This is a genomic window from Enterococcus sp. 5H (assembly GCF_028128615.1).
Taxonomy (GTDB): domain Bacteria; phylum Bacillota; class Bacilli; order Lactobacillales; family Enterococcaceae; genus Enterococcus_L.
Genome location: NZ_AMDP01000019.1, coordinates 299,557 through 313,587 on the forward strand (window position 1 = coordinate 299,557; position 14,031 = coordinate 313,587).

The window sequence follows — 14,031 nt, forward strand, 5'->3', positions numbered from 1 at the left end:
ATGACAATCAGCTGTCATCTTTTGTATGATACATTTTAGCTATCGAAAAGAGGTGCCAGATGGAAAAAATTATAGTTGATCGATTTGAACAATTTCCGATAGAATATCGAATTCCGCTTCTACAAATTCGTGAACTTATCTTTGCTACAGCAGCAGAGATAGATGGCGTTGGAGAACTGGAAGAGAGCTTGAAATGGAATCAGCCATCGTATGCAACCAAAGTTAGTAAATCGGGTAGCCCAATCCGTATTGATCGCTTTGGTGATGACAAAATCGCTCTGTTCTTCCATTGTCAAACAACATTGATAGAGGAGTTTCGAGCATTGTTCAATGATCGTTTGGAATTTTCTGGAAATCGAGCGATTGTTCTTGATCCGAACGAAGAACTTCCAGTAGAAGAATTAAGATACTGCATTCAGCGAGCGCTAACTTATCATAAGAAAACCAGCAAATAATAATTGCTACTATAGATAGAATAAAAACCATCTTTAGCTTTATTCAAAGCAAGATGGTTTTTACGTACCTCTTTCTATAAATCTGTAAGGAATCGTGACTGTTTGATTTGGTTCTTTTAACAGCAAAGCAAAAGCTGCTTCACCACATTTATCTAAACGATGATCTATAGTTGAAAAATTAAGCAGTTGACTGGAAAGTAAATTTTCCTCGCCAATGACTTTTACTTTAGCTGAGGACACATGTTGTAGAATACCAGCGGCAACATCATCACCATTTGTAACGATCACTTCAAGATCATTAATGGTTGAAAAATAGTTCCCAGCTTTGAGTCCATCCTCATACGTTCGGCAATTTCTGATAATCAAAGAATTATCCAGCATACCGAGAACTTTTCCATATGCGCGTAATACAACACCAGTACTTGCACTTTCTTTTTCTGTTCGACCAACGACTAAGCCGATTTTTTTGTAACCTTGCTGAGTCAGACTAGTAAATAGTTCGGTAAATGATTGTTCACGATTAATCGATACGCAAGAAATCGGGAAATGACCAGTATCTTCACAGCAAACGATGGGGGCATATTTTAGATAACGAGCAATTACCTCAAAAGAAATTTTTTTTGAAGTGATAATCATTCCATCCCATGCTTTGGCAGCTAATGCATCTAAGTACTGTTTTTCTATTTCCGGATTGTAATTAGTCGGAAGTAAAGTCACTTTATAACCATCATTGAATGCAGCAGTTAAGATACCGCTGACAATTTTATCTGTATATGGATGGTTGGCAAAAGGAATCATAACAGCAATATGTTTTGATATGCCAGTGCTTAAATCACGGGCTTTGACATTTGGAATATAATCGAGTTCCTGCATGATTTTTTGAATATGTTTTCTTTTTTCTTCAGAGACATATGGATGATTATTGATAACACGGGAAACGGTTGCTACTGAGTAACCAGATAACTTGGCAATATCACGAATGTTTGCCATAAATGACTCCTTTCAATACTAGGAACTAACATTGGCAGGTTGCAAAATGTTGTTTAAAAAAGGCACCAAATGATTGCCATAATCGAGGAAATGATAATGCTCCTCTTCATAATCAAAGCAAACAAAATCCAGTTCATTTTGTTTTCCAAACGTTAATCCTTCTATTTCAGCCAATTCTACTGCTTTATTAATTGGTTTGCAATAGTTATTCAAACTGCGGATAACAAACACACCATTTTCAGTGAATAACGAAACAAAATAATAATCAAGACCTAAGCGATCAGTCAATTCGAGCATCCCATTCATAATTATTTCCTCCTATCTTTGCTTCAACTATAAAGTATGAAACGCGTATCAGGTCAAGCAAGAAATGGGAAAAAGAATTTATGAGATGGTTTGGTTAAAATATGTAAAATTTATCAGGAATTTTTGAATATATACTTCGCAATAATTGATGATATATCAGATTTCTCACGTAGTATGTTAAAATGATTTTTAACCATTCAATTTGAGGAGTGAAAAGGAAAATGAACCTTATTTTTAATAATTTATTTTATGTTGCATATATTTCAATCATCGTTCTTTATGGATCGTTGAGTCCAAGTCAGTTAACTACAAGTTCTAAAAGGAGTTTTCATTTATTCGGTTTATTAATTTTAGTTGTGATTTCACTTGATATGACTGGAATCCTGTTTGGATTTGACGATCACTTCTTTAGAAATTTTTTATTATATGCACAAGTTATCTGTATGTTTGTTATTTTGTATCAATTGAAGAAAACATCATTAAGTAAAATTAGTATCTACAGCTATTTATTTACTTTGATTGCCTTGAGTATTTATAGTGTCTATTCTATCTTCAGTTTCTTTTAAGCTTAAAACTAACAAAAAGCTTCTCTTTTGTTTTTATAAATAGCAGCGAGTATACTCGAAAGTAAGAGAGGTTATACTCAAAAATGCAAAGGAGACCACAACATGATAAAAATCAGTCAAGCTAAAATGGATGCATTAAACCGACTATCAAATGAAAAAGGATTAATTGAAGCATTAGCTATCGATCAGCGCGGTTCTTTGAAAAAGATGCTGGCAGATGCTAGTACAGTCGCTACTGGTGAAGAAATTATTGATTTTAAAAAAGTTGCTTCAGAAGAATTAACGCCTTATGCCTCAGCTATTCTACTGGATCCTGAATATGGATTGCCAGCAACAAAAGTTCGTGATAAGAACTGTGGGTTACTATTGGCCTATGAAAAAACAGGCTACGATGCTTCAACACCCGGTCGAATGCCTGATTTATTAGAAGATTGGTCTGTTTCTCGTTTGAAGGAGGCTGGTGCGGATGCAATTAAGTTTTTACTGTATTATGATCCAGATGAACCAACTGCGATTAATCATTTAAAACATGTTTTTGTCGAACGTTTAGGTAGTGAATGTTTAGGTGAAGATATTCCTTTTTTTGTGGAAATTGTTACTTATGATACAGAAATTTTAGATGCTTCTTCTGCGGCTTTTGCAAGAGTAAAACCACATAAAGTTTTAGAATCTATGGTTGAATTTTCTAAGCCGAATTATCACATTGATGTTTTAAAAATGGAAGTTCCTGTTAATATGAAGTATGTAGAAGGATTCACAGACGATGAAGTTGTGTACAGTAAAAAAGAAGCGTTGGATTATTTTAAACGACAAAGTGATTTGACAGAATTACCGTTTATCTTTTTAAGTGCTGGCGTTTCAACTGAGTTGTTCCAAGAAACCTTGAAATTTGCTAAAGAAGCCGGCTCAAAATTTAGCGGCGTTCTGTGTGGACGCGCTACGTGGCGAGAAGGAGTGAAACCTTTTGCTGCACATGGAGAAGAAGCTGGGCGAAAATGGTTTACTGAATATGGGAAGAAGAATGTTGAAACCTTGAATGAGATTGTTGATCGTTGTGGAACTTCGTGGCGTTCAAAAGTTGAGGTTGGATAAAAATTAATAATATCTGGAATAAATCATAGAAAGATTTGTTTCAGGTATTTTTTTGTATGAAAATTAGAATAGAAGCAGAAAATAATTTTTTATTCATATTGCAGTTGAACTCTCATTAAACTATAATTTAATACAGAAGCCTAAAGCTTAAGAAGCAATGAGGTAGAGAGGATCCTGAAAAATGAAAATTGGTATTCCAAAAGAGATAAAAAATGGTGAAAATCGAGTAGCGTTGCCAGCAGCAGGAGTTTTAGAGCTAGTGACACAAGGTCATGAAGTATTTGTCGAGACGAAGGCCGGATTAGGTGCCTCGATTCGAGATGAAGAGTACGAAGCGGTAGGAGCTGTAATTGTAAAGACTGCTCAAGAAGCCTGGGCTCAAGAGTTAGTGTTAAAAGTAAAAGAACCGTTAGCAGCCGAATATTCATATTTAAGAGAAGACTTAATTTTATTTACTTACTTACATTTAGCAGCAAATAAACCATTAGCAGAAGAATTATTGAAACGCAAAACTAAAACGCTTGCTTACGAAAGTGTCCAATTATCATCTGGAGAATTGCCGCTCTTAGCACCAATGAGTGAAATTGCTGGGCGACTAGCAACGCAAATTGGCGCTCAATTTTTAGAAAAAGTTCCTGAAGGAAAAGGAATCTTACTAGGTGGCGTACCGGGTGTGAAAAAAGGTAAAGTAATAATTATCGGTGGTGGTATTTCTGGTTGTAATGCGGCTAAAATCGCTTTAGGGTTAGGTGCCGATGTAACAATATTAGACGTGAATATCAAAAAACTGCAAGAAATTGATAATCAATTTAACGGTGCGATTAAAACACTGGTTTCCAATCACTTTAATATTCAAGAAGCAGTCAAAGATGCAGATCTTGTGATTGGCGCAGTCTTGATCCCGGGTAGGAAAGCCCCAGTTCTGGTAACAGAGGAAATGGTTGCTTCTATGCCGGAACATTCGGTTATTATTGATATAGCAATTGATCAAGGTGGGATTTTCGAAACAATTGATGCAGTAACAACTCATGAACACCCTACCTATATCAAGCATGGGGTGATTCATTATGCTGTAGCAAATATGCCGGGAGCAGTGCCGCAGACAGCGACTTTTGCTTTAGCAAACGCTACATTACGCTATATTTTAGAATTAGCAAATAAAGGTTTTAGACAAGCAATTGAACAAGACTCTGCATTAATGGCAGGTGTTAATACAATCAATGGATCAATGACGAATCAAGCTGTCGCAACTGATTTGGATTTAGATTATACGTCCGTTCAAACAGTGTTATAGTTGCAAAATTTATCGAGAGGAAATGTGACTAAATGACGAAAAAAGAATCGCTACATTTAATTGAACGTTTATCAAATGCTTCTGGTGTTTCTGGTTTTGAAGATGATGTTGTAGCAATTGCTAAAGAATTTTCAGCACCATTTGCAGAAGTGAGTGAGGATCACATCAGAAATGTTTATATGAAAGTTGGTGAACAAAAATCAAACCAACTAACAATTGTTTTTGATGCTCATAGTGATGAAGTTGGTTTTATTGTTCAAGCTATTAAGCCCAACGGAACGTTACGTTTCTTACCACTAGGCGGTTGGGTGTCTAACACGATTCCAGCCCATCGAGTACGAATTAAAACATCAAATGGAAAAGAAGTTCCAGGAATTATCGCCAGTAAACCACCTCATTTTATGACAGAAGCAGAGCGTAAGGAAGTTCAAACTATTGATGACATGGTTATCGATGTGGGGTGCACCAGTGCTGAAGAAGTTGTTCAAAAGCTAAATATAGCGATTGGCGACCCCGTGATTCCAGATGTTACTTTTGAATACCTTGAAGCTACCGATGTAATGCTTGGCAAAGCATTTGATTGCCGGATTGGCTGTGCTTGTTTATTGGAAACATTACAGGAGTTATCTAAAAAAGAAACTGGTTTTAATTTGATTGGAACCATGACAGCTCAAGAAGAAGTGGGAGAACGTGGAGCAACAGTAGCGATGAATAATGTCCAACCAGATCTAGCTATTGTTTTTGAAGGTTGTCCAGCAGATGATACTTTTTCAGAAGAGTACATGATTCAGTCTGGACTTAAACGTGGTCCAATGCTAAGAAATTTCGATGTATCAATGATTACCAATCCGCGCTTTCAACGTTTTGCTAAGGAGACAGCTGAAAAATATGGTTTGCCGATGCAAAGTTCAGTTAGAAAAGGTGGCGGAACGAATGGAGCAATTATTAATTTAACGAATAAAGGTGTGCCTGCAATCGTGATCGGTGTACCTGTCCGTTATGCACATACACATTATGGTTATGTTGCTTTTGAAGATTATCAGGCAGCGCAGAAACTAGCAATCGCTATCGTGAATGACTTGAGTAAAGCCAAGATCGAAAGTTTTTAAAAATATAGAAATTAGGGGGATAAAAAATGAACATCAAAAAGTGGGCAGTAACAATACTGGCAGCTAGTACGTTAGTTTTAGCACTTGCTGCATGTAGTTCAGGTGACAAAAAAGAAGAATCAACTGGGGATAAAAAACAAGTATTAAAAGTTTTAGAAAGCGCAGAGTTACCAACGATGGATATCTCTCAAGCAACCGATGTTGTAAGTTTCTCAGCAATTAGTCAAGTGATGGAAGGACTTTATGAATTTGCAGATGATAGCACATCAGCGCCGGCAATCGCTAAAGAAGTTGTTTCACCGACTGATGATGGTAAAAAATATACCATTGAATTACGTGATGATGCTAAATGGAGCAATGGTGATCCAGTAACAGCTCATGATTTTGTTTATTCATGGCAACGAACAGTTGATCCAAAAACTGGTTCAGAGTACGCGTATCTTTTTGATGGTTTTGAAAATTACACAGCTATTTCAAAAGGAGAAAAGCCTGCAACAGATTTGGGTGCTAAAGCAATCGATGACTACACATTGGAAATTAATTTAGAATATCCTATTCCATATTTATCTTCACTTTTAGCTAAACCAACATTTTATCCATTGAATGAAAAATTTGTGGAAGAAAAAGGCAAAGATTACGGTACAAATAGCGAGAACATGATTTATAATGGTGCATTTACCCTTGCGGATTGGGATGGCACAAGCATTACTTGGAACTATATGAAAAATGATAAATATAGAGATGCTGACAATGTAAAATTAGATGAAGTCAATGTACAAGTAAGTAAAGAGATCGGTACGAATGTTAACTTGTTTAAAGCAGGTGAAACAGATATTGCACCGATTAAAGGAGAATATGTAGATCAAGAAAAAGACAATCCAGAATTAGTGACACGGATCTATCCATCAACATCTTACTTGCAATATAATACAGAAAATCAAATCTTTGCCAATAAAAATGCGAGAAATGCTATTACTAAATTAGTAAACTCAGAGCAAATCGCTAAGAATATCTTAAAAGATGGTTCGATGGCTATTGAAGCGTTTGTACCTAAAGGCATTGTAAACCAAGAAACAGGCGAAGATTTTGCTGAAGCCGCTGGTGAACTAATGAAAACCGACATTGATGCTGGTAAAAAACTTTGGGAAGATGCAAAAAAAGAATTAGGCATTGATTCCGCTTCAATCACATTATTAACGTCAGATACAGATTCTGCGAAGAAACTATCTGAATATATTCAAGGTTTATTAACAGAAAATCTAAGCGGATTAAAAGTAACTATTTCAAGTGTCCCTTTTAAAAATCGCTTAGATCAAATGAGTAATGGTGATTTTGATGTTGTTTTAGCCGGCTGGGCAGCGACTTACGCAGATCCATATGATTTCTTACAACTGTTTAGATCAAATGGAGAGCAAAACTACGGTAAATTCAGTAATGAAGAATACGATCAACTACTAACGGAATCTGCAACGACCTATGCAACTGAAAATGAAAAACGTTGGGATACGTTGTTAGATGCGCAAAAAGTATTAATGGACAATTCACCAGTGACACCATTGTATCAAGCATCAGAAGCATTCTTAGTTAATGAGCGTGTGGAAGGCTTAGTTTACCGCGCAATCGGAGCACCATACTATAAAAACGTATCAGTAAAATAAAGTAAATAGACTTGAGGAACGGTAGAAATTACCGCTTCTCAAGTTTTTTATTAAAGAGAGTCAATAAATGGATGCATTATCTGCTGGAAAGCTTTATACTAAAGAAACGATGACAAGTTTTCTGGAGGAAAAAGATGAATAATAATGATATATTGATTCGATTGCGTTATGCGTTGGACATTAAAGATACGGACATGATTAAAATCTTCAAACTAGGCAATCTGGATATTTCCAGAGAAGAATTGCGCGTATTGTTGACTAAGCAAAAAGAAGAGGACGAATTACCGCAGGATGCAGTTTGTGATAATCATACACTGGAAGCTTTCTTAAATGGATTAATTACCTTCAAACGTGGGAAAGCGCCAATGAAAAACGGTGTAGCACCAAAACCGTCATTTTTAATTACTAGTCAAAGCAATGTTAATAACGTGATGCTGAAAAAAGTAAAAATTGCTTTAGCCCTTACTAGCGATGATATGTTGGACGTGTTGCGACTAGCAGGTGTATATGTATCTGATAGTGAACTGAGTGCTATTTTACGAAAAGAAGGTCACCGAAATTACAAAGAATGCGGCGATCGCTATGCGAGGAATTTTCTAAAAGGTCTAGCTATCAAATATCGTGAGTGAAAAACAAAAAAATTTAAGGATAAAGCTGGCGGTAGAGACTAGTTTTATCCTTTTTTAGTAGGGAACGGGAGGGTATCGATGAAAAAAATTGAGAGAATCTTGGCAATTATTGTTTTGCTTTTGGATAATGAAGTTGTTTCAGCTACGCAGTTGGCTCAACGTTTTGAAGTAACCAAACGTACAATTTTTAGAGATATTGAAACGATTGAATTAGCTGGTTTTCCGATTATTTCACAGCCGGGGCGTAATGGCGGTTTTTCACTAATGAATTCATTTAAGCTACGAACGTATACCTACAATGGTGAAGAAAAACAAGATATACTAAATGCCTTGAATGTCAAAGAAGGTCTCTTTGGGTTGTTCGATCAAAAAAGTACGATTAAGGAAAAAATTTCAGCGCTGCAAGTAGCCGATAATCAGCAAAAGCATCCGCAACAGCGGTTTTCATTTGCTTCACCAACGATGCATCGACACGAGATTGAAGTAGAGACGAAGTTAAAAATTGATAGAATTAATGCCACATTAAAAGAAAATCGTAAGCTGAAAATTACCTATGTAGATAATAAAGGCGAGTTCACGCATAGAATGATCCATCCATATGAGTTAATGCTGATGAATGGTAGCTGGTATATCTATTCCTATTGTGAAACTCGTGAAGATTTCCGCTACTTTAAAGTAACTAGAATTCGTCAGTTAGAAACCCAGCAAACCACATTTTTACCAAGCAATTACACCGAGAAAACAATAACCAGAGAAAAAGATGAACATATTCACCTACGTTTTAAAAAAGAAGATCTTGGAAAGTTGTATGATTATTATACAGACGATGAAATTGAAATTTCTGAATCATATATAAATGTTCATATTTCAACTTCACAGCAACAAACGATCCTAGCATTTCTGTTAATGTTTGGTGATAGCGTAACGGTTATTTCCCCAGAAACCTTAAAAAAATTACACATTCAAGAAATTAAAAAATTAAATCATTTATATTCCTAAATTTCCCCTTGCCTTAAAGTGCACTTCAGGGTTTATGCTATAGATAAGATAAATCAATACTAAAATGGAAAGGGCGGAAAAAGATGAAAAAAACATTATATCTGATGAGACATGGGGAAACTCTTTTTAACCAACAAAAGAAAATTCAAGGCTGGTGTGATTCACCCCTTACTGAAAAAGGTATTAAACAGGCACAGATTGCCGGACAGTATTTTGATGAACAGCAGATCACAATTGAGAGCGCTTATGCGTCTACTTCTGAACGTGCTTGTGATACATTAGAATATGTGACAGATCTACCTTATCGGAGATTGAAAGGGCTAAAAGAATGGAATTTCGGGCGTTTTGAAGCAGAGAGTGAAGCGTTAAATCCCAGTTTACCTTATGGTGATTTTTTTGTTCCCTACGGTGGAGAAGCTGAAATGCAATTTAGACAAAGAGTGTCAGAGACGATTTTAGAAATGATGAGAGCAGAAAAAAATCAAACCATTTTAGCTGTATCTCATGGTGCTTCTTGTCGTCAATTTATGCGGAGCTGGGCTCATACCAGTGATGTAGACCAAGTAGGTGGCTTAAAAAATTGCAGCATTCTGAAATTTGATTTTGAAGCGGATACGTTTATCTTACAAGAGATCATTAATCATGATTATTCAACCCTTTAAACGAATAATAAGTTAGGAGGAAAAAAATTGAACAGCAAACAAGTCGCAGAAATGTTTGACCTAACTACAGATACCATCCGTTATTATGAACGAGTGGGTGTAATTCCAGCAATTAAACGTGATAAAAATGGCTACCGAGTGTATACAAAAAGAGATCTTAACTGGATTTTTCTAGCTAAAAGCTTACGGCGTGCAGGTGTTTCAATCGAATCCTTGATTGAATTTGCGACTTTAGCTCAACTTGATGGTGATGTAGAAGAAGCGCAAAAACAAATTTTAAAAGATCAGCTGCAAGAAATTGAGAAAAAACTTCAGGAAATGACTAAAACCAAAGAATTACTTCAATATAAAATTGAAACCTATGACGATCATATCGCTAAGTTTAAAACAGGAGAAATTACAGACGATACGGTGGAAGAACTTTGGCAGATGAATTATTTTCAAGAAAAAAATAAGTAAAAAGACTTGCTATGGAGCTCACTTCAAGGTTTATTATAAAATTGTTCATATGAAAACAATTAACTGGAGGGACTATTTATGAAAACAATTAACTTGAATAATGGCGTAGCAGTACCGATTTTAGGCTTTGGTACCTATCAAATCACTGATCCAAAAGAAGCAGAACAAGCAGTATTTGATGCTATTGAAGCAGGGTACCGTCATATTGATACTGCTCAGTCTTACTTGAATGAAGAAGCCGTAGGAAGAGGTATTGCGCGTTCAGGTATTGCCCGCGATGAATTGTTTATTACAACCAAAATCTGGGTGGAAAATGTTTCTTATGAAGGCGTGAAAACTTCTTTTCAACGTTCGCTTGAGCGTTTAGATTTAGAGTATATTGATTTACTTTTACTGCATCAACCTTACAATGATGTTTACGGAGCATGGCGTGCGATAGAAGAACTACAAGCAGAAGGAAAAATCCGTGCAATCGGGGTCTCAAATTTTGCAGTGGATCGTGCAATTGATTTGGCAGAATTTAACAAAATAATACCGCAAATCAACCAAATTGAAATCAGCCCATTCAATCAGCAAACTAAAAATATCGAAGCTTTAAAAGCGGAAGGGATTATTCCAGAAGCCTGGGCGCCATTTGCTGAAGGGAAAAAAGACATTTTTAATAATGAAACTCTAACAAGCATAGCCAAAAAATACCATAAATCAGTTGCTCAAGTCATTATTCGCTGGTTAGTTGAGCAAGAAATTGTGGTTTTATCTAAGACGGTGAAAAAAGATCGGATGTTGGAAAATTTGGCAGTATTTGATTTTAGTTTAACAGACTCGGATAAACAGGCTATTGCAGAATTAAATGAAGGAGAAAGTCAATTTTTCTCTCATGCGGACCCGGAAATGATTAAGTGGATGGCTAGTAGAAAATTGAATGTGTAAAACTTCTGTGGACAAAAAATAAAATAAAGTTCTTAATCTTTGAGTAAAATCATGGTTGAGAACTTATTTTAGTGCATTATGTATGATCTGGAATGAAAAGTTTCAGGAAACTTTAATTTTATGCCTTTCATAACCATATTTGGTGCATAATTCTCTTTTTTTTGATAGACTTTTTATAATCTTTACATAGAAATATGAAAAAAATAGGAGGGATTTTTGTGAAGTGGTATAAAATGAAAACAGATGAGCTAATAAATTCTTTACATGGAAATTTACACGGTTTAACAAGTGAAGAGAGGCACAACAGACATATTCAAGATGGCAGCAACGCGCTTTCAAAGGAAGAAGAGGTAAGTAATCTAAAAAAGTTCTTTAGTCACTTTCACGATTTACTTATTTATGTGCTGATTGCATCAGCCGTGTTAAAAGGAATCAGTGGTGACTATATTGATATGGTTATTATTTTGCTGGTGGTAGTTATTAACTCGATTATTGGTTACGTCCAAGAAGCCAAAGCTTCAGACTCGTTAAACAGTTTGAATTCAATGATGAGTTCAGAAGCGATTGTGCTCATTGATGATGAGAAAGAAACTGTTCAAGCGGAAACATTAGTGCGAGGAGATATCGTTTATTTAAATCCGGGTGATATTATACCAGCCGATTTACGTGTTATTGAAGCATATAATTTAGTTGTAGAAGAAGCAATTTTAACGGGTGAATCGACTCCAGTTGAGAAAAACAGTCAGCCGATTGATGAAGATGTCGAGCTGGGTGATAGAGTAAATATGGTTTTTTCAGGTACACTAGTCAATAGTGGTTCAGGTAAAGGAATCGTTGTGGATATTGGTGATAATACAGAAATCGGGAAAATCAGTCAGCACTTGAAAAATGTTGGCGACAATGAAACACCGCTAATTAAAAAGATGAAGCTACTGAATAAACAAATTTTCTTCATTTTAGCGGGATTAATTGTTTTTCTTGTTGTGTTTAGCGTGATGTTTAGAGAACTTACAGGTGAAGAATTACTTTCTTCAATGATTGCTTTAGCAGTATCGGCTGTACCGGAAGGTTTGCCGGCAGTTCTGTCGATCATTCTTTCTGTAGGTGTAACGAGAATGGCGAAACAAAAAGCGATTATCAAGAAAATGCCTGCAGTGGAAACATTAGGAAGCATGGCCGTTATTTGTTCAGATAAGACAGGAACGCTAACTAAAAACGAAATGGAAGTTGTTGCTGTTATTACAGCCCAAGAAGTCATTGATGTAGAAGAAAACAGTGGAAATACCGACTATCTAAATCAAGCGGAAAGAAACTTTTCTATCAGAAAAATGATTGAAGCGGCATTATATTGTAATGATACAAAAATTACTTACAAAAATGGTCAACGTGAAGTAATCGGAAATCCAACTGAAGGAGCGCTACTTGATTGGGCGAATCATATGGCGTTAGTTGAAGAAGAACATGATATTAATAAAATCCCGTTTGATTCTTCATACAAATATATGGCTACTTTAGTTGAGATTAATGACAAACGTTTTATCTATTTAAAAGGTGCACCAGATGTTTTACTGAAAATGATGCAATTCCAATTAAGTGATGATAAAACAACTGCTTTTGATTTAGCTTATTGGGAAGAGCAGATCAGCGTTCATGCTAAAAAAGGACAGCGGATCTTAGCAACTGCATTTAAAGAAGTACCCAAAGATAAAGATTCTTTAACACACAATGATTTGACAGAAGATATGATTATTATCGGTTTGTTTGGAATTATGGACCCACCGAAAAAAGAAGCGATTGAAGCAGTTAGAATCAGCCGTGAAGCAGGTATTTCAGTGAAAATGATTACAGGAGACCACAAGGATACAGCCATTGCGATCGCAAGAGAAATTGGGATCGAAAACTACGAAAATGCTGTAGTTGGGAAAGAAATCGAAGCCTTGTCGGATGAAGAACTAGAAAAAGTTGTGTTAAACAATGATGTCTACGCTAGAACGACTCCTGAACATAAATTACGTTTAGTAAATGCAATTCAAAAAAATGGTCAAATCGTGGGAATGACTGGTGATGGTGTGAATGATGCTCCAGCATTAAAACAAGCAGATATCGGAATTGCCATGGGAATCAAAGGAACACAAGTAACTAAAGATGCTGCAGATATGGTTTTAGCAGACGATAATTTTGCGACAATTACGAGTGCTGTAAAAGAAGGCCGCAGAGTATATGACAACTTAAAGAAAACCATCTACTTCTCATTACCGACCGCGTTTGCTCAAGGTTTGCTAGTAGTAGTTTCATTATTGATTGATAAACCATTACCGCTAACGTCAGTTCAAATTCTATGGTTAAATATGGTAACGACGATCACTTTGTCTTTTGCTTTAGGTTTTGAACCGTTGGAAGATCAAGGAATGTCTCGTCCACCACGTGATCCAAAGGAAAATATTTTAAATCGTTATGCCGTATTCCGGATTTTCTATGTATCAATTTTACTAGCAGCTCTTGGTTTCTTAGTAAACGGCTATCTGGCTGATCGCGGCTCTAGTACAGCTGCTATGCAGACAACGTTGATTACGACGATTGTATTCGGGCAAGTTTTCTACATGATAAACTGTCGGGAAATTCACCGTTTTTCAATTAATAAGAGTATTCTTACGAACAAAGTATTGTGGTTGTCGTTACTAGTATTGTTCTTCTTGCAATTACTACTAATTTTCACAACACCAATGCATATGGCTCTGGGGACAACAGCTATTGGCTGGAACTATATCGGTTTAGCATTGTTATCAGGGATAGCGGTTTACGTTATTGTAGAGATTGAAAAAGCAATTACGCGACCTTTTATGAAATAATATAAATAGAGATGTACTTTGTTAGAAACTACC

General features: G+C 35.9%; 14 protein-coding genes. 12 read left to right on the forward strand and 2 right to left on the reverse strand.

The features are described 5' to 3' along the window. Nucleotides 1–59 precede the first annotated feature (59 nt). A complete protein-coding gene (locus C240_RS07425; RefSeq protein WP_271493297.1) occupies nucleotides 60–455 on the forward strand; it encodes a DUF1801 domain-containing protein in 396 nt (131 codons plus the stop codon). Nucleotides 456–515: 60 nt separating this feature from the next. Here the strand turns inward: C240_RS07425 and C240_RS07430 are convergent, their stop codons facing one another. After that, complete coding sequence (locus C240_RS07430; RefSeq protein ID WP_271493299.1) at nucleotides 516–1,445, reverse strand: LacI family DNA-binding transcriptional regulator; 930 nt, start codon at nucleotides 1,443–1,445, stop codon at nucleotides 516–518. Between the two features lie 18 nt (nucleotides 1,446–1,463). Beyond that, nucleotides 1,464–1,751 carry a hypothetical protein gene (locus tag C240_RS07435; protein ID WP_271493302.1) on the reverse strand — a complete coding sequence of 96 codons (288 nt, stop codon included), beginning with the start codon at nucleotides 1,749–1,751 and terminating at the stop codon, nucleotides 1,464–1,466. Between the two features lie 221 nt (nucleotides 1,752–1,972). On the opposite strand from C240_RS07435, the gene C240_RS07440 reads away from it, so the two are divergent. The 11 genes from C240_RS07440 (at nucleotide 1,973) to C240_RS07490 (ending at nucleotide 13,998) form a co-directional block, all read left to right on the forward strand. Next, nucleotides 1,973–2,317 (forward strand): hypothetical protein, encoded by a 345-nt coding sequence (locus C240_RS07440; RefSeq protein ID WP_271493303.1) that lies wholly within the window; start codon nucleotides 1,973–1,975, stop codon nucleotides 2,315–2,317. Nucleotides 2,318–2,419: 102 nt separating this feature from the next. Further along, nucleotides 2,420–3,409: a tagatose-bisphosphate aldolase gene (gene lacD, locus C240_RS07445; RefSeq protein ID WP_271493305.1), complete on the forward strand. Its 990-nt coding sequence runs from the start codon at nucleotides 2,420–2,422 to the stop codon at nucleotides 3,407–3,409. Between the two features lie 181 nt (nucleotides 3,410–3,590). Continuing rightward, a complete protein-coding gene (gene ald, locus C240_RS07450) occupies nucleotides 3,591–4,703 on the forward strand; it encodes an alanine dehydrogenase (protein ID WP_271493307.1) in 1,113 nt (370 codons plus the stop codon). A 32-nt stretch (nucleotides 4,704–4,735) separates the two neighbouring features. After that, entirely contained in the window at nucleotides 4,736–5,812 is a 1,077-nt protein-coding gene (locus tag C240_RS07455; RefSeq protein WP_271493309.1) for a M42 family metallopeptidase, read from the forward strand. A 26-nt stretch (nucleotides 5,813–5,838) separates the two neighbouring features. Further along, nucleotides 5,839–7,470: a peptide ABC transporter substrate-binding protein gene (locus C240_RS07460; RefSeq protein WP_271493311.1), complete on the forward strand. Its 1,632-nt coding sequence runs from the start codon at nucleotides 5,839–5,841 to the stop codon at nucleotides 7,468–7,470. 134 nt (nucleotides 7,471–7,604) lie between these two features. Continuing rightward, nucleotides 7,605–8,099, forward strand: coding sequence for a DUF1456 family protein (locus C240_RS07465; protein WP_271493313.1), 495 nt, complete (start codon nucleotides 7,605–7,607; stop codon nucleotides 8,097–8,099). Nucleotides 8,100–8,177: 78 nt separating this feature from the next. After that, entirely contained in the window at nucleotides 8,178–9,098 is a 921-nt protein-coding gene (locus C240_RS07470) for a helix-turn-helix transcriptional regulator (protein WP_271493315.1), read from the forward strand. An 83-nt stretch (nucleotides 9,099–9,181) separates the two neighbouring features. Further along, complete coding sequence (locus tag C240_RS07475; protein WP_271493318.1) at nucleotides 9,182–9,760, forward strand: histidine phosphatase family protein; 579 nt, start codon at nucleotides 9,182–9,184, stop codon at nucleotides 9,758–9,760. Nucleotides 9,761–9,787: 27 nt separating this feature from the next. Continuing rightward, nucleotides 9,788–10,219 (forward strand): MerR family transcriptional regulator, encoded by a 432-nt coding sequence (locus C240_RS07480; protein WP_271493320.1) that lies wholly within the window; start codon nucleotides 9,788–9,790, stop codon nucleotides 10,217–10,219. 78 nt (nucleotides 10,220–10,297) lie between these two features. After that, nucleotides 10,298–11,149: an aldo/keto reductase gene (locus tag C240_RS07485; protein WP_271493322.1), complete on the forward strand. Its 852-nt coding sequence runs from the start codon at nucleotides 10,298–10,300 to the stop codon at nucleotides 11,147–11,149. Nucleotides 11,150–11,367: 218 nt separating this feature from the next. Next, nucleotides 11,368–13,998 (forward strand): HAD-IC family P-type ATPase, encoded by a 2,631-nt coding sequence (locus C240_RS07490; protein ID WP_271493324.1) that lies wholly within the window; start codon nucleotides 11,368–11,370, stop codon nucleotides 13,996–13,998. Nucleotides 13,999–14,031 lie beyond the last annotated feature (33 nt).